Origin of the sequence: Streptosporangium sp. NBC_01639 (assembly GCF_045209755.1) — a bacterium.
Classification (GTDB): Bacteria; Actinomycetota; Actinomycetes; order Streptosporangiales; family Streptosporangiaceae; genus Streptosporangium.
Map to the genome: position 1 here is coordinate 74905 of NZ_CP109272.1, position 24463 is coordinate 99367.

At 69.9% G+C, this 24463-nt stretch carries 21 protein-coding genes; 6 read left to right on the forward strand and 15 right to left on the reverse strand.

What is annotated here, in order from left to right; all coding sequences use genetic code 11:
• The first annotated feature begins 226 nt into the window (after nucleotides 1–226).
• Together OHA77_RS00390 and OHA77_RS00395 are read left to right on the forward strand one after the other, a co-directional pair.
• Nucleotides 227–634 carry a nuclear transport factor 2 family protein gene (locus OHA77_RS00390; protein ID WP_406315200.1) on the forward strand — a complete coding sequence of 136 codons (408 nt, stop codon included), beginning with the start codon at nucleotides 227–229 and terminating at the stop codon, nucleotides 632–634.
• Between the two features lie 101 nt (nucleotides 635–735).
• Nucleotides 736–888 (forward strand): AbfB domain-containing protein, encoded by a 153-nt coding sequence (locus OHA77_RS00395; protein WP_406315202.1) that lies wholly within the window; start codon nucleotides 736–738, stop codon nucleotides 886–888.
• Nucleotides 889–1337: 449 nt separating this feature from the next.
• Here OHA77_RS00395 and OHA77_RS00400 read toward each other — a convergent pair whose 3' ends face one another.
• Nucleotides 1338–2516 (reverse strand): YbfB/YjiJ family MFS transporter, encoded by a 1179-nt coding sequence (locus OHA77_RS00400; protein ID WP_406315203.1) that lies wholly within the window; start codon nucleotides 2514–2516, stop codon nucleotides 1338–1340.
• Nucleotides 2513–3343 (reverse strand): alpha/beta hydrolase family protein, encoded by an 831-nt coding sequence (locus tag OHA77_RS00405; RefSeq protein ID WP_406315205.1) that lies wholly within the window; start codon nucleotides 3341–3343, stop codon nucleotides 2513–2515. Before OHA77_RS00405 ends, OHA77_RS00400 begins: the two co-directional genes overlap by 4 nt.
• Before the next feature lie 79 nt (nucleotides 3344–3422).
• On the opposite strand from OHA77_RS00405, the gene OHA77_RS00410 reads away from it, so the two are divergent.
• Complete coding sequence (locus tag OHA77_RS00410) at nucleotides 3423–4010, forward strand: TetR/AcrR family transcriptional regulator (RefSeq protein WP_406315208.1); 588 nt, start codon at nucleotides 3423–3425, stop codon at nucleotides 4008–4010.
• A gap of 81 nt (nucleotides 4011–4091) precedes the next feature.
• Here the strand turns inward: OHA77_RS00410 and OHA77_RS00415 are convergent, their stop codons facing one another.
• Complete coding sequence (locus OHA77_RS00415) at nucleotides 4092–4442, reverse strand: ArsR/SmtB family transcription factor (protein WP_406315209.1); 351 nt, start codon at nucleotides 4440–4442, stop codon at nucleotides 4092–4094.
• Nucleotides 4443–4570: 128 nt separating this feature from the next.
• On the opposite strand from OHA77_RS00415, the gene OHA77_RS00420 reads away from it, so the two are divergent.
• The gene (locus OHA77_RS00420; protein ID WP_406315211.1) at nucleotides 4571–5767 is read left to right on the forward strand and encodes an MFS transporter; all 1197 of its coding nucleotides are present in this window, start codon (nucleotides 4571–4573) and stop codon (nucleotides 5765–5767) included.
• Between the two features lie 18 nt (nucleotides 5768–5785).
• Here the strand turns inward: OHA77_RS00420 and OHA77_RS00425 are convergent, their stop codons facing one another.
• Both OHA77_RS00425 and OHA77_RS00430 read right to left on the reverse strand, forming a co-directional pair.
• Nucleotides 5786–6904: an SMI1/KNR4 family protein gene (locus OHA77_RS00425; RefSeq protein ID WP_406315213.1), complete on the reverse strand. Its 1119-nt coding sequence runs from the start codon at nucleotides 6902–6904 to the stop codon at nucleotides 5786–5788.
• On the reverse strand, nucleotides 6870–7469 hold the full coding sequence (locus tag OHA77_RS00430) for a TetR/AcrR family transcriptional regulator (RefSeq protein WP_406315215.1): 600 nt from the start codon (nucleotides 7467–7469) through the stop codon (nucleotides 6870–6872). Before OHA77_RS00430 ends, OHA77_RS00425 begins: the two co-directional genes overlap by 35 nt.
• A 110-nt stretch (nucleotides 7470–7579) precedes the next feature.
• Here OHA77_RS00430 and OHA77_RS00435 point away from each other — a divergent pair, with 110 nt between their 5' ends.
• Nucleotides 7580–8401, forward strand: coding sequence for an SDR family NAD(P)-dependent oxidoreductase (locus OHA77_RS00435; RefSeq protein WP_406315217.1), 822 nt, complete (start codon nucleotides 7580–7582; stop codon nucleotides 8399–8401).
• A 50-nt stretch (nucleotides 8402–8451) separates the two neighbouring features.
• On the opposite strand, the gene OHA77_RS00440 is transcribed toward OHA77_RS00435, so the two are convergent.
• The 8 genes from OHA77_RS00440 to OHA77_RS00475 form a co-directional block, all read right to left on the reverse strand.
• The gene (locus tag OHA77_RS00440) at nucleotides 8452–9687 is read right to left on the reverse strand and encodes a DUF1996 domain-containing protein (protein ID WP_406315218.1); all 1236 of its coding nucleotides are present in this window, start codon (nucleotides 9685–9687) and stop codon (nucleotides 8452–8454) included.
• A 59-nt stretch (nucleotides 9688–9746) separates the two neighbouring features.
• Nucleotides 9747–9977: a hypothetical protein gene (locus OHA77_RS00445; protein ID WP_326822664.1), complete on the reverse strand. Its 231-nt coding sequence runs from the start codon at nucleotides 9975–9977 to the stop codon at nucleotides 9747–9749.
• A 276-nt stretch (nucleotides 9978–10253) separates the two neighbouring features.
• On the reverse strand, nucleotides 10254–10628 hold the full coding sequence (locus OHA77_RS00450; RefSeq protein ID WP_406315220.1) for a hypothetical protein: 375 nt from the start codon (nucleotides 10626–10628) through the stop codon (nucleotides 10254–10256).
• A 58-nt stretch (nucleotides 10629–10686) separates the two neighbouring features.
• The gene (locus OHA77_RS00455; RefSeq protein WP_406315222.1) at nucleotides 10687–12738 is read right to left on the reverse strand and encodes an FAD-dependent monooxygenase; all 2052 of its coding nucleotides are present in this window, start codon (nucleotides 12736–12738) and stop codon (nucleotides 10687–10689) included.
• Nucleotides 12735–13664, reverse strand: a complete 930-nt coding sequence (locus tag OHA77_RS00460; protein ID WP_406315224.1) for a polyprenyl synthetase family protein — start codon at nucleotides 13662–13664, stop codon at nucleotides 12735–12737. Before OHA77_RS00460 ends, OHA77_RS00455 begins: the two co-directional genes overlap by 4 nt.
• Nucleotides 13665–13699: 35 nt before the next feature.
• Nucleotides 13700–15271 (reverse strand): hypothetical protein, encoded by a 1572-nt coding sequence (locus OHA77_RS00465; RefSeq protein WP_406315226.1) that lies wholly within the window; start codon nucleotides 15269–15271, stop codon nucleotides 13700–13702.
• Entirely contained in the window at nucleotides 15268–15834 is a 567-nt protein-coding gene (locus OHA77_RS00470) for a hypothetical protein (RefSeq protein WP_406315228.1), read from the reverse strand. The genes OHA77_RS00465 and OHA77_RS00470 overlap by 4 nt, the downstream gene beginning before the upstream one ends.
• Before the next feature lie 235 nt (nucleotides 15835–16069).
• A complete protein-coding gene (locus tag OHA77_RS00475) occupies nucleotides 16070–17035 on the reverse strand; it encodes an ArsR family transcriptional regulator (protein WP_406315230.1) in 966 nt (321 codons plus the stop codon).
• Nucleotides 17036–17091: 56 nt separating this feature from the next.
• On the opposite strand from OHA77_RS00475, the gene OHA77_RS00480 reads away from it, so the two are divergent.
• A complete protein-coding gene (locus OHA77_RS00480) occupies nucleotides 17092–17925 on the forward strand; it encodes an EamA family transporter (protein ID WP_406319966.1) in 834 nt (277 codons plus the stop codon).
• Nucleotides 17926–18036: 111 nt separating this feature from the next.
• On the opposite strand, the gene OHA77_RS00485 is transcribed toward OHA77_RS00480, so the two are convergent.
• Both OHA77_RS00485 and OHA77_RS00490 read right to left on the reverse strand, forming a co-directional pair.
• A complete protein-coding gene (locus OHA77_RS00485) occupies nucleotides 18037–23526 on the reverse strand; it encodes a carboxyl transferase domain-containing protein (RefSeq protein ID WP_406315231.1) in 5490 nt (1829 codons plus the stop codon).
• Between the two features lie 279 nt (nucleotides 23527–23805).
• Complete coding sequence (locus OHA77_RS00490) at nucleotides 23806–24441, reverse strand: hypothetical protein (protein WP_406315233.1); 636 nt, start codon at nucleotides 24439–24441, stop codon at nucleotides 23806–23808.
• Between the last annotated feature and the right edge of the window lie 22 nt (nucleotides 24442–24463).

The window sequence follows — 24463 nt, forward strand, 5'->3', positions numbered from 1 at the left end:
TCGGCTCGAACATGGCGGGGTAAGTCCGACACAACAACGATCACAGACGTGTTTCTGCAGGTTGCAGTGCTCGATATCTACCTTTATGTCGACTTTGGATGCATGCCCTTGCTCGATTGGGCCTGGACGACATGATTCTTACCGACGCTCCGACCCACCTGGAGGGTAGGGGTGACATCTGGCGTGCGAGCCGGCGATATTCCTTTTGACCATGAGGAGCTAACGGGTGAGCAGCGCGATTGATCCTGAAGCCGATATCCGGGCTCGGCTCCGGCAGCACTGGGAGGCCTCCGAACGCGGGGACGTCGACGCTGAGCACGCGATCTACGCCGCAGACGCGATTTTGGACTACCCGCAGTCGGGCGAGCGCTTCAGCGGCCGGTCAAGGATCCAAGCACAACGCGGCGGGCACCCGGCCGAACGCCATTTCACCGTCCGCCGGATCCTGGGCCGCGGCGACCTTTGGGTGAGCGAATGCGTGATCACCTATGACGGCGTGCCCACATACTCGCTCAGCGTCATGGAGATCACCGATGGTCTCGTAACGCACGAGACCCAGTACTTCGCCGACCCCTTCCCCGCGCCTCCGGGACGCGCCGCGCTGGCTGAGCCGATTCCGGTCCACGACCAATGAGCCGATCAAGCTACCGCTGAATCCGGCCCTCACCCTGCGAAGGCATGGTGAGCCCCTGTTCGTCCCTACGTGGGGAGCGGCCGGGATTCGGCGGCCAGGGAGTGCCTTGGCAGGCGTACAACTACGGCAACCGCTACCTGCGCCACCATGACCTCGCGGTGTGGATCGCCGCCAACGGCGGCTCAGCACACGACACGAGCACCGGCTACCCGACCAGCACGACCTGGGCTCTGGCATCCCCATGGGCTTCCTGATCCCGCCTATATTTCCGCCGTGACCTTCTCACTTGATTCTCATCCGGCACGGCCGATCCCGCCTCAACGCGGGCGGTCCGAACGGCTGTGCCGGATTGACCAAGCACGACCGTCTCGGCACCGGAGATGCGACCCACCATCCGCGCCGCCGCCGGCCGCGCCCGCAGCACCCACCCCGACAGACGGCTCTTGCCGCACGTCCCCGCTCGTACGACACCGGGTGTCCCCGAGCGGACCGGTATTCAGCTGCAGACCGATCGGTGCCGGGACCTGACGGGCCTGCCCTCCACTGGAATATCTGGACGATCACCGACGCTGTTGCCATGATCGACTTCGGGTGAGAGGCGAAACCGGCACATGACATCGGACGCGTTCCGCGTCGGGGGTGCGATCGGCGTGCGGCGGCTCGGGTTCGGTGCCATGCAGCTGCCGACTCACCGGGACCCGGCTCAGGCGCCCCGTCTCGGTGATGCCGGGTCGCGCTCCGTGGTCGGCGGTGCGGGATGCTGCCGGCGAACCGTCGCCGCGATCACAGCCGCCACGGCGCACAGGACCGCGGTCCACACCAGCGTGGCTTCGGTCGAGGTGTGGTCGGCGAGGATGCCGGCGATCCAGGGGCCGACGGTCTGACCGGCCGCGAACAGCATGGTGAAGGCCGCCAACGTGGCCGTCCAGTCCGCGGGCGGGGTGTCGCCCCTGATGAGCGCGGTGACGGCCGCGGGAACACCCATGAACGTCGCCCCGTAGATGATCGCGGAAGCGAGGATGACCGGCGGTGCGGGCGCCACAAGGGCGAGCGCCGCTCCAGCGCTGAGGATGCCGAGCAATGTGGCGAGGGCCCGGGCGCCGGGCCAGTCGGTGATCGGGCGGCTCCACAGCGCGGGCGCCGCCATGACGGCCAGGCCCAGCGACGTCCAGACGAGCACCACCTGCGTGATCGGCGCATGCCGGTCGGCAAGATAGGCGGACAAGAAGGTGATGTAGGTGATGTAACCGGTGGCGAACAGCACATAGGCCAGGGCGGTTCGCCAGACCGGACGCACCCGTGCCCGCCCGGCGGTGGCGGCCGGCGCGTCCTCGTCCGTGCGTGCGGCGGTCCAGCTGACCACCGTCGCCAGACCGGCGGCGACGCTCAGACCGATCCAGGCAATGTGCCAGTGATCCTCCAGCGCCGGGATGGTCGCGCCGCTGAAGACGATGCCCAGCCCGGTGCCGGCGAAGTAGACGGTGATGGGCGCGCCGGAGGAGACGCGGGTCGCGATGCGCGATGCGATCACACCGCCGGTGATGAACACCACCGCCCCCGCCGCCCCGGCGACGGCTCGTGCGGTCAGCAGCGCCAGGTAGTCATCGCTGATCGCGGTGGCGGCCAGAGCCACCGCCGTGAGGACCATGCCCCAGCGGAAGGCGGCGGCGGTGCCCAGCCGGCGGACGACGACCGCGGCCACCAACGCGCCGAGAAGGTAGCCGAGCCCGTTTGCGGTGCTCATCGCCCCGGCTTCGGCCAGGCTCCAACCGAGGTCCTCACGCATGGCCGGAACGAGTAACCCGTACGCGAAGCGCGCGAGTCCAAGTGCCGAAGCGGTGCCGAGAGCCAGCCGTACCGCCTGCCACATCGGTGGCCTCATCGGTGCTGCTCGAGGAAGCTCAAGACCGTACGCGCCAGCGTCACGCGGTGGTCCGACAGAGAGTGGTCGGTCGCGAACACGTGGTGTTCAAGCTCTTTCACGGGCTCCGCCTGGTACGCCCGGACGACCGGTTCGTGGTGCACGTCGTGCGGGGTCACGGCGTCCAGGCTGGTGCCGACCAGGAGTACCGGGCGGTCCGCGAGCAGCGGTGCGAGGCGGGTCAGCCCCCACGTTTCCCCGGCTGCCTCCATCTCGTCGACGAGTGCCTCCCCGCTGGTGCCCCGGAGTGGGCCGAGCTCGCCCTCGAATGCTTCGACATAGCCGGCCCGCAGACCTGGGTCGTCACGACAGAGCGCCGTCACCGCACCGAAGTCGAACCCGGCCACCGAGGCGACCGCGGCGATCGACGGGTCCGCCGCCGCGGTCATCAGCGCGGCGAACCCGCCGAGGCTATGGCCGACCACCATCAATCGCCGGGGGTCGAACCGGTAGGCGGCCGCCAGTTCATGGTCGCGCATACCGGCCACGACCGCCGCCGTGTCCTCGAGTACGTGAGACCACGACCACGAGCCACCGACTCCCCACGATCCGCGGTAGTGGAACACCAATGACGCGTAGCCCGCGCGGCGCAGCACCTGTGCGAGATCGAAGTTGCGTTCGTTACCAGGGAACCCGTGCAGCAGTACGACGACCGGGTGCGGCCCCCGGCCTGCCGGCACGTGCAGGACCCCTCGCAGAGTCGCTCCGCCGCTGTCGAAGGTCAGCGCGGGCGTGGTGGCCGGAAATTCACGATCGCTCGGGGGGTCGGCGGCGAGCGGGTCTGTCATCACATGCTCCAAAGATCGAACCGATCGTTACGATCCGAAACGCTAGCAGCCGATCGAACCAATCGGTACCATCTATCGCATGCCAGTCGCCAAAGGCTCGACGATCGACCCAGCACGCACCCGCGCCACGATCCTGGAGGCGGCCACCCTGGTGCTGTATGAGCGCGGCCTCGACGGCGTCGGCGTCACCGAGTTGTGCGCCGGCATCGGGGTGTCCAAAGAGACGCTCTACCGGCACTTCGGCACCAAGGACGGGCTCGTACAGGCCATGCTGGAGGCCCGGAGCGAGCGGGTGGCGACCTGGCTGGCCGATGCCGTCGCGGCAGCCGGAGACGATCCCACCGACCAGCTCGCGGCGGTGTTCGACGCCCTCCGGCAGTGGTACGACGAGCCGGTTTTCCGCGGCTGTGCGATGGTGAACGCGGCCGCCCAGCACCATGTCGAGGCCGTACGCGCCATCACCGCGCGCCACCTGGGTCGCTACCTCGAACTCCTCACCGGCATCGCCACCCGTGCCGGAGCCGCCGATCCGCACGTCCTGGCCCGGCAGTTGCTCATGCTGGTCGAGGGCGCGACCGTCGTCGCCGAACACCTCGGCGCGGCCGGTACGGGTGAGCACGCCCGCCGCGCCGCGCTCACCCTGCTGTCGGCCTCCACCCCGGCCTGACAACCCCGTTCCTGAGGATTCCGACCTCCAGCGGACATTCACCCGGCTGATCCGCGGCCGCGCTGATGACGCCGACCGTGCCTAAGTCGGCTCGTTAGCGCCGATGGTCGCGGTCGCGCGCATGCGGGCCTGTCCGGCCAGCACGGAGTCGAGCAGGCCGGGGAACAGCGCGTCGAGATCGTCGCGGCGCAACCGCACCAGCCGGGACCGGCCCTGCACGGTGGTCCATGTCACGCCCGCCTCACGCAGCACCCGGTAGTGGTGCGACAACGTCGATTGATGAACATCGATCTCACCCCCGAGCGCGGTGCAGTTCTCCTGCCCAGTCTGATCGAGCCGCTGGACGATCTCCAGCCGCACCGGATCCGCCAGCGCCCGCAGGACCTCCGCCAGTCGGATCGCCTCGGTCGCCGGCTGGGCCACCTCACGCATTGCCGCTCCCCATCTTCCGCATACTCGCACCCTACCAATTAATTGATACATGGACAAGCATCAATATATTGCTTAGGCTGCCGCTCGATCTACTGCCAAGTGCTCCTGCGGAAAGGCGGCACACCGCCGTGTTGAAGCGACTTCTTCCCCTTGCCCTGGCGACCTTCGCCGTCGGCACCGACGGCTATGTGATCGCGGGCCTGCTCCCTTCCATCGCTACCGACCTTGATGTCTCCACGCCTGTCGCCGGTCAACTGGTGACGGTGTTCGCTCTGGTGCTCGCAGTGTCGGCCCCCGTCATGGGGGCGATCACCAGTGGACTGAACCGGCGTTCCGCGCTACTGATCGCGTTGAGCGTGTTCGTGGTCGGCAACGCCATCACCGCCTTGGGTACCGGCTACGGGGTGGTGATGATCGCCCGCGTCGTCACCGCGATCGGCGCAGGCATCATCACCTCTGCCGCATCCAGCACCGCAGCGGCCATCGCACCTGCCGAACGCCGCGGCACAGCACTGGCCTTCGTTCTGGGCGGGCTGACCGTGGCGACCGCGCTGGGCCTTCCTCTCGGCACGCTGATCGGTCGGACCGATTGGCACATCACCCTGTGGGCCGTCGCCGGGATCGGCCTTATCGCGGCCGTCGGGATCGCCGTCGGCCTGCCGAAGGTGACACTCCCCGCCGCCTCGCTGACTGACCGGTTGCGTCCGCTCAAGCAAGGCCGCGTCCTAGGTCTCCTGGTCGTCACGGCCCTGGCCTTCCTCGGTGCCTACACCCTCTACACCTACATCGGCCCGGCTCTGCGGGAGACGACCGGCGGCTCCGATTCGCTGCTCACCGTGATCTTGCTGGCCTGGGGGGTCGGCACCCTGGCCGGAAACATCGCCGCCGGGCGGTTGGTCGACCGGCGCAACCCCGCACACGTCCTCACTGCAACCCTCATCATCGCCGTCCTCGCCCTGGCCCTCACCCCGGTGGCAACCAACGCTCTCACGCCCGCCCTGGCCTGGGCAGCGATCTGGGGCGTGACCGTAGGGGTCATCGTGGTTCCACAGCAACACCGGCTCATCGTCCTCAGCCCCGCCGCCGCGCCCGTTCTGCTCGGCCTCAACTCCTCGGCCATCTACCTCGGGGTCGCCCTCGGTGGCGGCCTTGGCGGGCTGGTGCAGGAGTCGTTCGCGATCGCTCCCGCCGAACTGGGACTACCGGCCGCAGGCGTCACCGTTCTGGCTCTGTTCCACCACCTGGCCACCGCGCGCCGCCGCACCAACCACACGCCCACAACGCCTGCACCGGCCCCGGCCACTTCAGAGAAGGCAAGGGGATAACGCCTTTCCGCGCTCCCGCTACGAGCCCCGGAGTCGGCGGGCGGAGAGCATGGCGGCCATCCATATGACACCACGGAGTCCACGGCCTGCCGAGGAGCCGCCGGTCAGCACCTTCAAGAGGGCATGGCGTACGTAGCCGAAATCGTCGTCGGGGCAGTACGCAATGTGCTCATCGGCCGCCGCACGCGCGTCATCCAGCCGGTTCCGCATCAAGAGCAGCTCGACTCGCAGGCGGTGCAGCCGCGCGCTGTCCAGCGGCCGGCCGCATCGCGGGATCGTGTGTTCCACGGTGGTCAGGGCATCGGCGATCCTGCCTTCCTCGCGCAGGAGCACTGCTTCCCCGAGCGAGATGCGCACCTCGTAGTTCGCCGGAGCGCCGACCGCGCGAGCTCGGGCAAGGATGTCGCGGGCGTCGCCGTGACGGCATTCGTAGAGGGCGGGGTAGGCCCGCCTGAGCAGCCGTAGGACCCCCTCCGGCCCTTCGTCGCCAATGGCGAGCGGCGGTGGGAGCAGGCGAAGCAGCCGCCGGTCGATGCTCCAGCCGGTTTCGTCGTGCACGGTGGCCTCGATCCGCTTACCCAGCGCCTCACGCAGCGAGCTCTCCAGCCAGCGGTGGTACCACTCGCCGAACGACTCGGCCTCAGGGACCAGCGCCTCGCCGACACATGTCTCGTCGGACCAGACCTGGCCAGCCGCGGAGCCGTTGACGACGAGGTGAGAGCGGTAGCCGCAGCCGTGTTCGGCGACCGGCAGCAGCCCCTCGAACGCGGCTTCCATGACGTCGTCGTAGTCCTCGTCGTCCTGGTCGGGCGGCTCCCACTTCTCCGTGAACGGGAACGGGCGGAAACGCGTCCACGCACCGTCCGGCCGCACTCCGTGAACCCCGTAGTACGGACCGGGGCCGCCGTTGCCGAGCCGGGTCAAGAACATGCGGTAGTCGGCTGGGAAGCACAATCCGATCCGCGCCTCGACGACCTCCAGCGCGGCGTCGTCGAGCGGCGGCGGGAACCGGTAGCGGTGCTGGTAGGCGCCGAATACGTCGAAGTCCGTTCGTCGGTGTTCGGCGGCGACCGCGCGTAGGTCGGCGACGGCCGGGAAGTCCTCAGGGGCGGAAGGCCCTGAGCGTGATGTCGACAAGAGCATCGGCGTACTCGGCGGTGAGCGGGCCCGAACGGTGCAGCCACCTTTGGAAGAGAGGGGCGTAGAGCACTTCGAGGACCAGGTCGAGGTCGGCGTCCGCGGCGAGCTGGCCCGCCTGCTGCGCGCTGCGCAAGCGCGCCTTCTTGGCGTCGTCCATGGGACGGGCCAGCTTCTCCTGGTACTGGGTGACGAGGTCGAGATCATTGATGATCTCAGTGGTGAGCGCCCGGATCGGCCGCTCGAAGTCCGGATCGGCGAACTCGGCGACCGTCGCGCGCATCACGAGCTTCAGATCGGCCTCGATGTCACCGGTATCGGGCAGCGCTATGCCCTGCCCTTCGGCGTCCTCGCTGAGCGCCAGGATGGAGTCGAAGATCAAGGTGCCCTTGGACGGCCACCACCGGTAGATCGTCTGCTTGCCGACGCCCGCCCGTGCGGCGATGGCCTCGATCGAGACCTTGCCGTACCCCGCCTCGGAGATCATCGCGCGGGTGGCCGCGAAGATCGCCTGGCGTGAGCGTTCGCTGCGCCGGGAACTGTCCGGCTTCTTGGTGTTGGGCATACACCGAGACTAGTACCCCAACAAGACGGAACGGTTCGTTTTGACAATGGCGACCTCGGTAATCAAAATCGAGTCGAGACGTATCGTCTCATCACGAGGAGGTGGATTCTATGACGACTGCCAGAGTGTGGTTCATCACCGGTGCTTCCCGAGGGCTGGGCAGGGCGTTCGCAGAAGAGGCACTCGCCGCCGGGGATCATGTGGTGGCCGCTGCCCGCAACATCGAGCCGCTCGAGGATCTGGCCGGTGAGCATCCGGACGATCTGGTCCGGCTTCCGCTGGATGTCTCCGACCGCCAAGCCGTGTTCGAAGGGGTGGAGCGGGCGGTGGCCGCCTTCGGAAGGCTCGATGTCGTGGTCAACAACGCCGACGGGCTGTTGTACGGGATGGTGGAGGAGGCCACCGAGGAGCAGATTCGGGCTCATCTCGACGTGAACTTCTTCGGCGCCGTCTGGGTTTCCCAGGCTGTGCTGCCCCACCTGCGCGCGCAGGGGTCCGGCCGCATCCTGCAGGTCACCTCGATGGGCAGCGGCGGGGGCATGGCCTCCGTCGGCTTCTACGGTGCGGGCAAAGTGGCGCTGGACTCGCTCAGCGAGGCGCTGGCGATGGAGGTCGATCGGTTCGGAATCAAGGTCACCATCGTGGAGATGGGAGGCTACGCCACCGGTCTTTTCACCACAGGCACCACCGCGACCGAGCCCCTTTCGCACTACGAGGCCCTGCGCGCCGAAATGGCAGAGATGTGGGGCGACGACGCCGGCCCGGACCCGAGCACGGCCGCTCCCGTCATCATGGAACTGGCCGCTCTGCCGGACCCGCCCCGGCGGCTCATCGTCGGCAGCCGCTCCTACGACCAGGTTCAAGAGCTGAACCGGGCCCGGACCGGGTCGTACCGGGCCTGGGAACATCTCAGCCGCATGGCGCCGGGCTGACCCAGCACCGTCCCCAGTGGAATGGTGCTGGATCAGCCCGGGTTCACGGATCAGGGACGGCCGTCGGCACCGCACTTGATGATCGGGCGGATGCAGTCGCGCACGCGCTGCTCCATCTCCGCCTCCGGCCAGGCGTTGAAGAAGTCACCGTGCATCGTGTAGCCGGGGCCGGACGCCAGCCGGAACCGTGCCGGGTCCCCGTTGACGGGATAGCGCAGAACCTGGCGCAGCTTGGGTACCACCACCGGGTGCGACGCCGGGCAGTCGCCCGCCACCGGATAGGCCATGTGGCTCTTGTGGTCGGCGGAGTCCAGGTCCCTGCCGTTCCAGCAGTGCGGGAAGTCCAGGTAGGACTCCAGCATCGTGCCCGCCGGGCAGTTGACGAAGTCCTTCGAGGCGCCGACCTGCCCGGCGTGCAGGCATGACCAGCGCGAGATCGTACTGTCGTCGGGCTGCGTCGCCTTGGCGTTGCCGGCCACGATTCTCAGACCCAGCGGGAGGGGCTGGGTGCGGGCGATCACGTCATCACGCACGCCTTCGCCGAGATAGTAGAAGGTGGTGCCGGTGGGCTCCACCGGCACGTTGTCGGCATACAGGGTCGGCACCCAGTACGACGACAGGTCGATTCGCGGATTGCAGCTGCTGTCGGCGTTCAGCAGGCTCGTTACGGTGGAGTGCGCGTTGGTGGAGGTGTTGCCGAAGAAGCTGTGCATGTGCGACCCGCCGGGAAGACCCGGGAAGACGATCGGGTCGTCGGGCAGACGGTGGGTGTAGGGGCATTCGGCGAGGAACTCCGCCACCCGCACGATGGGGCCGCCTCCGCCGGGCGGAGGCTGGGTGCTGCCGCCCGTGCCGTACACCTGGAACTCCCACAGTGACACGCCCCACTGGGTGGCGCGCTTGGTGGCGTGCATCCGCACGTAGCGACCGCTGCCTGAGACGTTCAGAGTCTGGTTGCCACCGGTGCCGGCGGTGGTGGTGTGAACAGTCGTCCAGCTGCCTCCGTCGGCGGAGGTCTGGATAGTGAAGGCGGTGGCGTACGCGTTCTCCCAGTTCAGCACCACCTTGTTGATCGTGGCGGTTGCCCCCAGGTCGACCTGCAGCCATTGGGGGTCGCTGAAGGCGCTGGCCCAGCGGGTGCCGCCGTTGCCGTCGACCGCGGCGGAGGCCGGTGCGGCGGCGTTCTCGGTCGAGGAGGCGCTGACCGGCCTGCCCTGGGACAAGGGGATCTCAGCCGCGCTGGCCTGGCCGGTGACGGCCGGCAGGGATGTGCTCAAGAGCGTCACCAGTGCGCTGATGAGCACCGCCAGGCTTAAGCGGCGCCGGCGGACGCCGGCGGGTGGGACTACCCGTTCCATGAGTGCTCCTTCGAAGGGGAGAGCGGAGAACGGAGATCGCTGAAGGAACTGGACCGGTGGGTGCCGCCGTCCGCGGCGGACGGGGCGAGATCCGCCCTCTCGGAGGAGGGGGTGGTCACCGCCTCGTCCGGGGACAGCGGGGCGTCGGACGCCATTACGGGCACGATCGCCAGACGGGACGTGATCAGGCCGACCGCCACGGTGACCGTGAAAGTCAAATGGCGATGACCCAGACTTCGGAACGAGCACATCGCGTCTCCTCGGGTGCAGGAGGTGCAAAGAAGGCAGTCCAGGGAGCGCTCTCTTGACGAGAGAGTGCGATGTCCCGTCAGTCCTGTCAAGAGCCTGGTTAACCTGAGGGAAACAGTCGGCATCCGGGCCGGCAACCGTCCGACCGGCCGAGAAAGCGACTCTGGAAGAGCCGACGGCATCCGCGCTTACTCGATGAACTGGCCATATGCTTCATCTCGCGAGCGGGAGCCCACCTGCCCGAGTCAGCCGAGCGGGTCAGCCAAGGTGGCTGGGGAATTCGGCAGAGTGTCGATAGGACACCCTTGTGTCACCTCATCTTCATAAGGAGTTTTCTCTTTTATAGGGAGCGCTCCCTTCATGATCACGAAATAACCCGGCGTTCGCACAGGTCGGCGATATCCGACAAAAATCCTCCCGAAACTACTGGGATTCTCCGATGGAAGGACCGGCACCGCGTGCTGGAGCGGCCACGCGCCTGAGACGGCCGTGGCGGGATCGGCGTTGCCGAACAGATCGTATGCCGCCTGGACGATGGTGGAGACGGGATTCCACTCGGCGACGGCCTGCAGCGAGCCGGGCAGCCGGGCACTGTCGACGAAGAGGTCGGACAGGAACATCAAGCGGGCAGACGGTCACCGTCCGGAGTTGTGAGCCCGGGAGCGGCAAAGGAGGGCGTCACGCGCCGGCCGGAGACGGTGGCGGGGCCGACGTCGGCGTCGGCGTCGGCGTCGGCGTCGGCGTCGGCGCGCAGGGTGCGCACACGGTCGCGACGAAGCTCTCCAGGATGCGCGCGGACACCGGGTGTGCGACGTTCTCAAGGGCGCCCAGGGCCGCCCGGTGGGCGTCACGGCAAGCGGTCACGGCAAGGTCCAGGGCTCTCGATCGTGCGCCGAGGTCACCGGCGAGAAGACCGCCGGTGACCTCCGGGAGGATGTCGGGGATGGCCGAGAGCCGCCCGGAGAGCATTCCGGGCAGTGTGACATCCAGCCGGGTCCGCTCGCCGCGCACCGCCAGGACCTCTTCGGCGTGCAGGAAAGCGTGCCCGCTGTGGTTGCCGAAGTCCCGCAGCGCACGGATGGTCTCGGGCGGTGCTCCGCCGAGTTGCGCCCCGATGCGGGAGGGGAACTCCAGCAGCGCGGCGAACACCTCCCCGGCCCGTGACCGCCCGGTCGGATCGATCCTGGCGGACCGGAGCGCGGCGAGCTCGCCCAGCCAGTCCGCGAACGACCACGACACCTCCGGAGCCGAGGCCGCCACCAGCCGTGATGCCTGCGCGAGGAGGAAGTCGCCGGCCAGCACGGTGCTGGCGACGGCCCAGTCCACCCTCCTGCCCGGTGCCGCGCGCGGGGGCATCGGGCCGAGGAAGGCCAGCGCCCCGAGGGTGGCGAGCTCGATCGCGGCGGCGAGGGTGACGAAGGCGGTGTCGGGCGGGTTTCCGCCGGCCAGCAAGGCGGCGAAGAACGGCGCGGCGGGGCGCAGCCGCTGGTGCGGGGAATGCTCTCCGGCAATCAGCAGGCGGGCGATGAACGGCCATTCCTTGCGGACGGTGCTGACCGCGACCTCGTCGCAGGCGAGCAGGAACGGCCCGAGGAGCGCCACATCAGGTGCGGGCAGCGGCATCAGGTCGGCGGCCGTCAGCCCGGAGAAACCATCCGGCGTCAGCACGGCCCGCCGGAGCTTGGCCGAGACGGGCCGCTCGTCGTCGGCCGTGGCCACGAGGACCCGCCAGGCCAGATGGTAGCGGCGGGCGGCGTGCGTCGCCGTCTCGAAATATCCGACGAACGTCGCGGACAGCCGTCGCGTGTACGCTCGCCCGGCCGCGTCCGGATCGTCCGGATGCGCTGCGATGGCGCGGGCGGCCAGCAGGGCGCTCTGCACGGCATAGCTGAGCCCTTCGCCGGTGAAAGGGTTGACCAGTCCGGCCGCGTCGCCGACCAGGAGCCGCCCGTCGCGGACGCTGTGCTCGGGGGCGAAACCGCTGTTGAGGACTCCGGTGACCGGCGGACCGGCGGGGACGGCCCCGGCGAAGCGCTGGTCCCCCTCGGCGAGGACGGCCCGGGCGGTTTCGAGGAGTTCGTCAGGGTCGGCAGAGCCGATCCTGGAGGCGCCGATCGTGCAGGTGCCCGCCTGAGCTCCTGGGACCGCCCACACACACGTCGGCCGCTCGGCCGGGTCGATGGTGCGCGGCGCGGGCAGGGCCAGCACGATCGACGCGGTCAGGTTCACCCCGCTGTACCGTTGCGCGCACAGCAGGCCGGTGGCGTGCGGCGTGCCGCCTGAAGGAGCTCCGGTCGCGACCACGAGATGGCGTGCCGACACGGTGGTGTCGCCGGTCGACGCGTGCCAGGCGCCTTCCCGCCGTTCCAGATCCGTGACCGTGCCCGGCAACCAGGTGGCTCCGGCGGTGACGGCGAGCCGGCGGAGTCCGTCGACGAGGTGGCGCCGGTCGCACGCGGCGTTCACGGCCTCGGGCAGCACATGGCCGCCGCCCTGCCCCAACCGCAGCTCGACGGTGTCGACGACGCGGGCGGCGACCTCCTCCAGCGCGCCGAGGGATGCCAGACCGCGCATGGCGGCGCCACTGAGCACGAGGTCGTAGTCCGCCTCCCCGGTCTCCTCTCCGGCCAGCACGGCGTGCAGGCCGTGACGGGCCAGTTCGGCGGCGGTGATCGCGCCGGCCGGTCCCGCGCCGACGATCAGCACGTCGGCGGCGAGCGGCGCGGTCACGAGCGGGCCTGGAGGAGCGAGGCGGCGAGCGCGGCCAAGTGGTCGCGGGGCCCGCCGGCGGGTAGCTCGTCCAGGGCGGCGAGCGCCTGGTCGTGCCAGTCGGCGGCCAGCCGTGCCGCGGCCTCCAGCCCGCCATGGGCCTTGACGAGGGAGTACACCTCGGGCATGTCGCGGATGCTGAACGACGGCGACAGCAGCAGCGTGGCAAGTTCTCCGCCGCTGTCCGCTCGCAGCGCGTACAGGGTGGGGGCGCCGAACAGGCCCAGCGCGTGGTCGGTGCCGACCGGCTTGCCGGAGTGGCTCGGGCTCAGGTCCAGGCAGTCGTCGAGGATCTGGAACGTGACGCCGAGCGCCGTGCCGAACCGGACGAGCGCATCTGCCTCCCCGGGGCCGGACCGGACCTCTGCGGCGCCGAGCAGGCAGCAGAGCCGGAACAGCTCAGCGGTCTTGCTCTGCACGAGCTCCAGGTAGGCGGGCAGGGGGAAGGCGGTGTCGAAGGCACGCTCGACGTCGAGCAGCTCACCATAGGCGAGCCTGGCGACAGTCCTGCTCACGGCCCCGGCGACGCCCTCTCCGAGATCGGCGGCCTCCGTGCCCACCAGCGCGAAGCAGGCCAGCCCGGCGAGCATTGCCTGCTCGGTGCCGACGGCCGCGTGCGCGGCCGGCGCTCCCCGGCGGGTCTCCGCCTCGTCGATGACGTCGTCGTGCAGGAGTGAGGCCAGGTGGATCAGTTCCACCAGAGCGCCCAGGCGTACCAGCCGGCCGGGATCGGCCGCGCCGAAGCCCGCGCCGGCGGCCAGCAGCCGTGGCCGGACGAACTTGCCCGGCCCGGCGACGAGCGTACGTACCGATGCCCGGACCGGCTCCGGCAGGCCATCGGCCAGGCGGAGGAGCCGGTCGGTCACCTGGGAGGTGAAATCGGGCACGGAACCGGGTGGTACGGAATCAGTGGCAGTGGTCGTCATCGCGGTAGTTCGATGGGGCCGTTCGTCTCGATGGTGGGCACCTTGGCGATCTCGTCGTAGACGAGCGTGTACAGGTCGTGGCCGTTCATGTACTCCAGGACCTGGCGGCGGTTCATGCCCAGGGTGGGCAGCAGTGCCTCCTGAAGGAGGGTGTAGGCGACCTGGGCCTCCTCCGGCGTCAGCACCGACTGGGCCAGGCCGTAGATGACGAAGGCGGCGTCGTCGAGGTTCTCCTGCGTGACGACGGCGGTCGAGTTCGGGTCGGCCAGCACGGTGGCCATGAAGTCGTGATACTTCGTGTAGTACTGCGAGGCGTAAGAGGTCTCGTTCCCCGTGGCATGCTTTCCCTGCAGCCGGTCGATCACCGCCTGCTGGTTGATGTAGGGGATGCGGATCAGGAGCCTGCCGACCAGGCTCTGGGCGAGGAAATTGTCCCGGAGGTCGTCGGCGAGGTCGTTGTCCCCGGTCAGCGGCAGGCCGTAATAACTCCCGATGCTCCCGAGGAGCGGGCACGAACTCTGATTTTCGGGCTCGACCAGCGTGTTGCCCTCGCCGCCGTGGAACACCACCGATCCGGAGTCGCCGGCGAGGCCGAAGCGATCGGTGAGGGCGAGATCGGTGTAGAGGACCATCCCGAGGGGGGTCAGGATGACCGACTCGACGCCGATGGCGGTGATCATGCTGGAGGTGTAGCCCGAGGTCCGGCCCACCTTCTCGATGTTCATGAACGGCTCGGGGGCCTTCACCGCCTCAGGAGGAGCGGCCGCCACCCTGCCGTCCGGGGCGGGAACGGCGGGCACCACGTTGAGAGCGGTGAGCGCGAGGTCGATCCTGGTGATCACGCCGGTCCCGTAGTCGTCACCGCCGGTGAAGATGCCGATGGCCGGGTGCTTGACCCCCAGCGGCGGCATGCGGTCGAGAGCGGGCTGCAGGGACAGGTTCATCTGGTCGACGAGCTGGGCGATGGCGGCGTCGATCTTCGTTCCGGCCGTGGTGATGGGAACCCAGCGCTTCAGCGTGGCGATCGTGTCCTTCGCCGCCGTGCCGCCGTCGTGGACCCCCGGCTGGATGATCTTCTCGCCCTTGACGCCCTCCCCCATGCGGGCCATCACGTGGTTGTTGGACATCAGGCACACCGTGCCGTCCGTCTTGTCGAGAACGAACAGCCCGAGTGTCCCCGCGGCATCGCCGTCCAGGGGGTTGGAGATGCTGCAGCCCGGCCGTGGCGGCCGCATGCGTCCGGTGACCCCCACGACGGCCGCCGGCGTCACCTCCCGTGCGGGATCGCTGACCCGGCCCATGCGGAACGGGCCGGCCTCGATCACGTCGACCTCGCAGGGACTCCCGTCCACCTCGACGGTTCTCGGCAGCAGCCGGCGGTTGGACACGAGAGCCTCGGGGCGCTTCTTGGCGACCAGGACCACGACCGCGGGCTCATCGGTCCACTGTCCGTCGCGGCGGCGGAAGCCGATGCCGGCGCCGGTGACGTTGGGATCGGCGCCGAAGTCGTCGAGGATCTTCCGCTTGCCCCGGTGCAGCCGGGCCTGGGTGTCCTGGTTGAGGTTCATCGGGTCTCCAGGTGCCGCAGGACGCTGGGCTGCATACCGCGGTCGTGCAGGTGAGCCAGTCCGCCGATCCACACGGTCGCGGGGCTGTCGGACGCGGGGTCGAGATGGCGGGAGACGGTGGCCGCGCCCAGTGCGGCCACCGCGATCAGGGCCTGCCGCTCAGCGGGCGCCGCCGTGGCGGCGGCCCGGCCGATGCCCGCGAGCAGCGCCGGACGCGGCGCGGCCAGGAGGCCCTGGGAGATCAGGAGGTCCGCCCCGGTGCGGACCGCCGCCAGCCGGGCCGGTTGCAGCCTGACCTCGGCGTCCTTGAGCCGGGAGGCGGTGACACGGCTGCTCGCCGTACCGCGCTCGCCGAAGCTCGGGACCTCGATCGGGTAGATCGCTCCGGCCTTGGCCACCTGCAGCACCATCTCCCGCTGCTGGGGCGACAACGCCTCGTCGGCAGCGGCGGCAGCAGGGGTGGGCAGAGCCATACCGATGATCAGGGTGGAGCCTGCCGCGCCCGACGCGCGGAGCATGGTCCGCCGCGTCACAGCGGCCGGTCGAGGGGGGTGGTCGCGCATCAGCCGCTGTCTCTTTCATCGCGGTACGGGGACCAAGGCGTTGTTCCTTGATCATCGGCAAGGTATCGCGATCGGAATTTTTGATCAAGTGATATCAACAACCGACTTGTGGTGAATTTTCATGACGATGTCAGGCAGGGGATGGTGATTCGCGCGGCGGCGGCGGGCGCACACCGGTAAACCCGGCTCCCCTGTGCACTGCCGGCTAGGGCTGGGCACCGGTTGACGGGCATGGTCAGGAGGTGAGTTGGTCGGCGAGAGCGGTGCGGGTGTACAGGACGCTGCGCCCGGCGCGGGCTCGGCCCACCAGTCCTGCGGCGTGCAGCGTCTTCAGGTGGTGGGAGACCGCACTGGGGGTGACGGCGAGCAGGTGGGCCAGGTCGGTGGTGGAACGGGGCTGGACCAGGGCGGTCAGGATGGCGGCCTTGGGCGCACCGATGAGCGCGGCCAGGACGGCCGGCGCCGGTAGGGGCGGCTGCCAGGCGGTGGCGGACCCCCGCGCCGGATAAATGATCATCGGCGGATGGTCGGGGTTGTTGGGGGTGCCGGGGGCGTTGACGAACAGGGTCGGGACCAAGCAGAGGCCGCGGCCGGTGACGGGGGTGCGGGTGTCGGCGTGGGGGATGTTCAGGCGGGTGCGCAGCCGTCCGTGGTGGAAGGTGATGGCGGGGTCCAGGTCGGCGAACAGCAGGGTGGCGCCCCCATCGGCCAGACGGGAGGCCCGGTAGCGCAGGTCGGCTTCCAGCACGCCGCGCAGACGCGGCCAGTGCGGGGCGATCGTCGCGGTCCAGTAGGTCTGCAGCAGGTCGGCGAGCCGGTCGCGCAGGCGAGCGGGCCGCCGTAGCTCGGAGCCCAGCAGGTCGGGGAGGGTGCCACCGGCGTGGGCTGCGCGGATGTCGGCGGCGACCCGGTCGGGGTCGCAGGCACGGGCGCGGTCCAGTTCGGCGGTGAAGTCGGTGAACGGACGCCCCGGGCGCGGGGTGAGGAAGTCCGGGACGAGCCGGCGGGGGCCGACCAGGGCCAGCAGCAAAGTGATGTCGAGGTCGCCGAGACCACGTGCGGCCGCCGCCAGCCAGGGGCGTTGCCGGACGTAGTAGCCGGGCTGGTGCCAGATGCGCAGGCTGAGCACCGTCTCCAGCAGCGGGGAGAGGGCGAAGCGGGTCTCGGCGAGGTCGCCGACGTCCAGGATCAGCTCGTGCATTGAGGCCCAGGCTAAATCACTGTCGGCCCGGCCGGACAGGCGGTGGGGTGAGCACCATGGTCACCGCACTCGCCGTCCTGTTCGCCGGGCTTCTGCACGCCGTCTGGAACGCCCTGGCCAAAGCGGTCCCTGACCGGTACACCGCGTTCGCGGTGATGGGCGCCGCCTCCGCGCTGGTGTCCCTGCCGGTCGCGGTGGCCGCCGGGCCGCCGGCGGGACCGGCCTGGCCGTTCCTGCTCACCTCGGTGGTCCTGCAGGTCGCCTATACCGCGCTGCTGATCCGCTCCTATGACCTCGGCGACTTCGGTCAGGTCTACCCGCTGGCGCGGGGCAGCGCGCCGTTTCTGGTCGCCGTCGCCGGTGCCGTGCTGGGCGAGCGGCTGAGCCCGCTCCAGTCCGCCGGCCTAGTCGTGGTGTGCGGTGGACTGGTCGCGCTCGCCATCGCCCGGCACCGCACCACTGTCACCGGCCCGGCCGTCACCGCCGCACTGCTGACCGGTCTGTCGATCGCGGCCTACACCGTCGTGGACGGGCTCGGCGTGCGACGTACCTCTCATCCGCTGCCCTACATCGCCTGGCTGTTCCTCCTGGAGGGATCCGTGGTCGCCCTCATGGCTCTGGCCGTGCGCGGCCGCGCCGTCGCCCCCGCGCTGCGTACCGGCTGGCAGATGCCGGCGGCGGGCGGCATCGTGTCCCTGCTCGCCTACGCCATCGTGGTGTGGGCCCAGACCCGTAGCCCGCTGGCCCAGGTCGCCGCGCTACGCGAAACCAGTGTCGTGTGGGGCGCGATCATCGGCGCCGTCTTCTTCTCCGAACGCTTCGGATGGCGCCGGGTCGCGGCCGCGGTGACCGTGACTCTCGGGATCATCATGCTCACCGCCCCCACCTGAGCATTCCTCCGACAGAACACCAGGGACATGGCACCGCGGTACATCTCCGCAGGAACGCGAAAAGCCGGACGCCCACCCGGAAGGGCACGGACGTCCGGCTTCATGACCAGGTCAGACCTGGCGGGCGAGGCCCTTCTCGACCGCCTCGATGATCCGCGGCCGCAGCTCGGCGCAGCTGATGATCGCGTCCACCGAGCCGACGTCGACCGCCCGCTGGATGCTGTGCACGCGGTCGAACTCGGTGGCCACCTCGGTGAGCTTCTCGGCCCGCACGGACGACCGCAGCTCGGCCAGCTCGGCGGTCAACGCGGCCCGCGTGGCAGTCGGCGCCGCCGCGACACGGGCGGCGAGCGCGAGCACGCGGGGGTCGTTGCCGGTCCGCTTGTCGACGTCGCGCGCGAAGACCACCGCGGCGGCCGGAGCACCGCCGAGCACCGAGGCGAACGAGCCCTCGACCGCGAGCACGGTCATGTTCGGGTTGAGCGCCTTGGAGAACACCACGAACGCGCCGCCGTGGTACCGCGAGATCACGCAGAACACGATGGGGCCCTTGAAGTTCACCACCGCGCGGCCGATCTCCGCGCCGTACTCCAGCTGCAGCTTGCGCATCGACTCGGGCGATCCGTCGAACCCCGACAGGTTGGCCAGCACGACCAGCGGACGGTTCCCGCTGGCGGCGTTGATGGCCCGAGCGGCCTTCTTGGACGACCGCGGGAACAGGGTGCCCGCGGTGTAGGTGTCCGGGCCGTCGGTGGGAGGGAATCCGCGGCGCGGTACGGATCGGGACTCGATGCCCAGCAGGCACACCGGCTGACCACCGAGGTGGACGTCTTGGACCGCGGCGGTCTCCGCGTCGGCCATGCCCGCCCACCGCTCCAGCACCGGGTGGTCCTGATCGGCCAGCGCGCGCATGACCGTACGGATGTCGAACGGCTTCTTGCGGTCCGGGTTGGACTCGACGGAGAAGATCTGACCCACCGTCGTGAAGTCGCTGTCCGGCACGGCGTGCGGGAACGCCGACACGTCGCGGTCCACCGGGTCGCTGGTGACCGTCTTGCGCGGACGGCTCTCCCCCGGCGCGATGTAGCTGTGGTCGTAGTGCGACATCAGGACTTCCCGTGCACCGCGGATGTCCGGCGCCCAGTACTGCGCCTGGCCGTTCGGGCCCATGATCCGGTCGTACCCGCCGATGCCGTGGTTGTCCTCGGCCGACACACCGCCGGAGAAATCGAGCGACTGCTTGCCCGTCAGTACCATCGCGGAGTCCGGCGTCATCACCAGGATGCCCTTGGTGTGCATGAGCATCGTGGCCTCGGCGTTCCAGTACGGCTGGGCGCCGACGTTGATGCCCGCGACCACGATGTTGATCTCGCCGCCGTCCTGGGTGAAGTTCACGATCCGCTTCAGCGCGGCCGCCACCCAGTCCATGTTCTCGGTGCCGGACGACATCGAGATCCGGGCGCCCGCGGAGAGCGCGAACCACTCCAGCGGCACCCGCAGCTGCTCGGCCAGGTCGAGCGCGGCGATCACCCGTGCGCACTCGGGCTCGGACAGCGCGCCGAGCGCCTTCGTCGGGTCGCCCAGCAGCACGACGCGGGTCATACCCTCCGGGTGGCGCGGCGTGGGCGTGCTGACGACACCCGCGACGAGCGCGGCGGTGTTGCGTCCCTTGGGCCGGTTCACCGGCACCAGCTTCGCGTGCTCGTCCAGGTCGTACTCGGTGAACGAGCCGAACGGCCCGGCGAGCATGCCGGTCAGCTCGTACGGGTAGTGCGTGCCACGGCTGTGCGCGCGCAGCACCTCCTGGCGGTAGTCGTCCAGCGGCTCGATGGGCTCGGTCGGCGGCGGCACGACGGACAACTGCACGCCGGAGCCCACGTCGTAGCCGATCCGGACGGCGATGTCGACGAGCTCGCCTGTGACGCCGTCGCGGCGCCTGCCGAGGAACAGCACCTCCTCCAGGCCCGCGCCCGCCGTCGTCGGCAGTACGCGCTTCGCCACGGTGTCCAGGTCGTCCGGGGAGAGGTCGGTCGGCGGCCACACGTAGATGACGATCCGGTTCGTGGCGGACATCTTCGCGCCGGGCTTCTTGGCCCGGCGGATCGCGTCGAGGCACGTGGCCAGGGTGTCCTCGGCCGCGGGCAGCGCGACGAGCCTGCCCTCGTCGTCGCGCAACGGGGTCAGGTCACGGACCTGCCCCAGGGCGACGAGGCGCTCGTCGGACGGGTTCTGCCGTGCCGCGGCCCGGAAGAGGTAGACCTCCTCGTCGGGCGAGGGCAGCCGGGTGAGGTCGAAGTCGCGCAACCGCTCCAGCTGCATGCGCTCGGCGATGCGCGGGTGCAGCCCGCGCAGCAGCCGTTCCTCCACGAAGCCGTCCGCGGACGGCCGGAAGGTGAAGTGGTGGTGCATCACGGCGCCGCTGTTGCCCGCGACGGTCGTGGTGATCCGGCCGACCTGGTTCGACGGTTGCTGCGCGACCAGGACCTCACGCAGGAGCATGGCCATCTTGTCGGGGTCGCTCGGGCCGTCCGACCAGGTCAGGTAGACGTCCGCGACCAGCTCGCCGTCACCGGCGAGCTCGTCGACCGCCTTGACCGCCTCGGCCAGCGCCGTGAAGTCGACCGCGGTGGTCACGACGCGGCCGTTGCCGGTCGCGGTGCGGTGGTCGGCGACGACGAACGTGCAGCCCGCCACCTTGCTCACCCGGATGTCGCTGAGCGCGCGGTTGCCGTAGTAGCGGCGGCTCAGCACTTCCAGCAGCGGCACGGGGTCCGCGCCTTCGCGGCCGATCCGCCGGCCGACCAGCCGGACGAGCGGCTCGGCGCTGGCGACCATCGCGGAGATCCGCTCGGCGCGGTCGGGCGCGTCCGGGTGCTGGTCGAGGTGGCGCAGGTGTTTGCGCACGGCCGTATAGACCTTGGCACGGGTACGGCGCAGCAGAGGCTGGGCGAACCAGGCGAACACGATGCCGCGCGCCAGGTCCGCGACGGCCGGGAACCGGACCTGGGTGGCGGCGACCAGGTGCTCCAGCGCCAGGCCGACGGTGACGCGGTCCGCCTCGGCGGGCGGGGCCTCGTTCACCCACTGGCGCAGCAGGGTCGTCACCACGGCGACGTCGGCGGACGCGCGCTGCTGGGCCAGGAAGATCCGGAAGACCGCATCCTCCAGCTCCGGCGTGCGGTCCAGGCCTTCGACACCGTAGTGGGACAGCACGTGCGTGAGCCGCTGCTGGAAGCTCTCCGACAGCCCGGACCGATCCGAGTCGAGGAACTGCAGGTATGTGTGGAAGTACTCGCGGGGGCTGTGCACCGCGGAGCCGGACTTCGGCTCCTCACCGGCGGGCCGGTTGCGGCTCAGTTCGCTCAGGTCGGCGAACAGGCGCAGCAGCTCGACCTCACCGGCCGGCTCGTGTTCACCCGTCGCGACGAGCTCGGCGCGCGCGGCCAGGTAGCCGGCGAGCAGGCGCTTCTCGTCCTGCGAGTCGATGTCGAAGCCCAGCAGGAGGCTGCGCAGGTCCTGCAGACCGCGGGCGGCCCGCTCGGCCGCGGGCACGTCCACCGGCTCGGACGGCAGGTCCAGCTCGACTTCCTTCGCCGCGGCCGCGGGGCCGGCCGCCTGCTCGCCGTCACCCAGCGGCTCCAGGCGGAGCAGGCGGGCGCCCGCCTGCACCTGGCTGCCGATCGACACCGCGAGCTCCCGCACGCGGCCGCGGAACGGCGCGCGCAGCACGGTCTCCATCTTCATGCTCTCGACCACGAGCAGCGGCGCGCCGGCCTCGACCTCGTCGCCCGCCTGCAGTGGCGTGGCCACCACGAGCGCGGGCACCGGCGAGCGCACGATGCCGCCCTCGTCACGGCTGATCCGGTGCGTGATGCCGTCGACCTCGACCAGGTGGATCGGGCCGTGCGTGCTCGTGACGACCTTGAAGCGGACGCCGTTCACGGTGATCTGGCCGCTGTGCTCGTCGAAGCGCTCGATGTCGACGTCGGCCGCGTGCTCGGGGCCGCCCGCCGAGACGCCGACGCGGAACCGGTGGCCGCCGGTGCGGGCGACCTGGACGCGGTAGCCGACGTCGCGGAGCTTGAGCTCCAGCGCGCGGCCGCTCTCGTGCTGCGACTGCGGACGGCCGCCGTGCGCGGTGGACAGGAAGCGCTGCCGCGTCACGGCCTCCTCGTCCTCGTAGGCCTCGACGGCGGCGGCGATCAGCGCGATCGCGGAGTGCTGGTGCGACACGAGGACGCCCTGGGCGCGCACGCGGTCGATCCAGCCGGTGTCGGCGGACCCGTCGATCACCGCGGGCTCGTCGAGCAGCACGCGGACGAAGCCCTTGTTCGTCACGCCGCCCTCGATGATGACGGTCGTCTGCGTCATCGCGCGGCGCAGTCGGGCCAACGCCTCCGTGCGGTCACGGCCGTGCGCGATGATCTTGGCGATCATCGAGTCGAAGTCGGCGGGGATCACGTCGCCCTCGCTGAACCCGGTGTCCACCCGGATGCCGGGGCCGTTGGGCAGCGCCAGCCGCGCGATCCGGCCGGGCGAGGGTGCGAAGTCGCGGTCGGGGTCCTCGGCGTTGAGGCGTGCCTCAACGGCGTGACCCCACTCCTCGGGCGCGCCGCCTTCGAGCTTGCCGCCCGCCGAGACGTGCAACTGGGCCTTCACCAGGTCGACGCCGGTGGTGATCTCGGTGATCGGGTGCTCGACCTGCAGGCGCGTGTTCACCTCAAGGAACGCGAACAGCCGCTCACCGGGGTGGTAGAGGAACTCGACGGTGCCCGCGCCCTGGTAGTCCACCGCGAGCACGAGCCGCTCGGCCGCCGCCTTCAGTTCGGCGACCTGCTCGGCGTCGAGGACCGGGGAGGCGGACTCCTCGATGATCTTCTGGTTGCGCCGCTGCACGGAGCAGTCGCGCACGCCCAGCGCCCACGCGGTGCCCTGTCCGTCCGCGATGACCTGCACCTCGACGTGCCGGGCGCCCGTCACCAGGCGCTCCAGGAACACGACGCCGCTGCCGAACGCGCGCGCGGCTTCCTGGCGCGTCAGCTCGTAGGCATGGGTCAGCTCGTCAGCGTCGGAGACCATCCGGATACCACGACCACCGCCGCCCGCGGTCGCCTTCAGCATCAACGGGTAGCCGATCCGGTCGGCCGCCGCCTTCGCCTCCTCCAGCGTCTCCACCGGACCGCGGCTCCACGGCGCGACGGGCACACCGACCTTTTCGGCGATCAGCTTCGAGCCGATCTTGTCACCCAGCATGCGCATCGCCTCGGCGCTCGGGCCGACGAACGTCACGCCGATCTCGGCGCACAGGTCGGCGAACGCCGGATCCTCCGCCACGAAGCCCCAACCGACCCAGGCCGCGTCCGCACCGGTCTCGACCAGTGCCTTTTTGAGGATCGCGTGGTCCAGATAGGGCCGGTTCGCAGCGAGCCCCAAGTCGTAGGCGATGTCCGCCTCGCGGACGAACGTGGCCGTCCGGTCGGAATCCGTGTACAGGGCGACGGTCTCGATCCGTGTCCCCGTCTCCGCGGCTAAGTCCCGAACGGCGTGGATGAGCCGCATGGCGGCTTCACCGCGGTTGACGATGGCGACACGACTGAACACTGAGCGGACCTTTCGAAGACAATGAATACGGCGGCCGTCCTTACCACAACCGGGGTACATGCTCTCGGCTGTCCCCGGATACCGGAATGGCGGGGACTAAACGTGTTTCGCGGCCGGAGTTGTGGGGATCGCACAAACGCGCCCGCCGGGGTGGTGTGCCATGGGACCGGTGTGACCTTGGTCTCGTGGCGGCTCGTGGACTCGGGGGCCCGTTCAGACTAGCCGCGAGTGAGGGTGCTCCGTTTGTCACGCAGCGACAAAGACGGCAAGCGTGCCTGATCACCGCCCGCTGGACGACCGCCCTGTCGTCTTTTGCGCGTCGACGGTCGCGAGCACCGCATCGACCAGCTCCGGGACGGATCGGCCGCCCACCTCGAGGCGATCCAGGCCCAACCTGTCGACGGCATCCAGCATGAGCGTCTGATATCGCTCGGTACGGGCGAGGAACTTGTCCATCAGGTGCCGCTCCTCTTCCGTCGCCGCTTCGTAGTGGCCGGCCGCATGCATCCGGGCGCGAAGGACGATGTCGTCCGCGGTGAGCCATACGGCGGCCGTGTGCGGGACCTTCAGCTTCGCGACGCGGACGGGCCAGAGCGCCGACCCCTCCAGGACCAGTCCCGCCCCGACGGTGCCCCCGGTCGCGTAGGCCGTGATCAGGTCCTCGATGCGAGGCCACAGCCGTTCATAGTGACCGAGAACTGACGTGATCAACTCGTCGACCGTGAGCGATCCGTAGTGCTCGGCGACGTGCGGCGGCACCTCCCACTCCGGCGTTCTCCAGGGCCGCCCCGGGTGCCGTGCCAGCTTGTCCGTCGACTGGACCTCGAACCCGAGCTTCTTCGCCACCGCTTGGGCAACGGTCGACTTCCCGGCGTTCGACGTCCCGCCGATCAACAGCACCCGTACATCGTGCATGCCACCGACCCTACCGATCGTT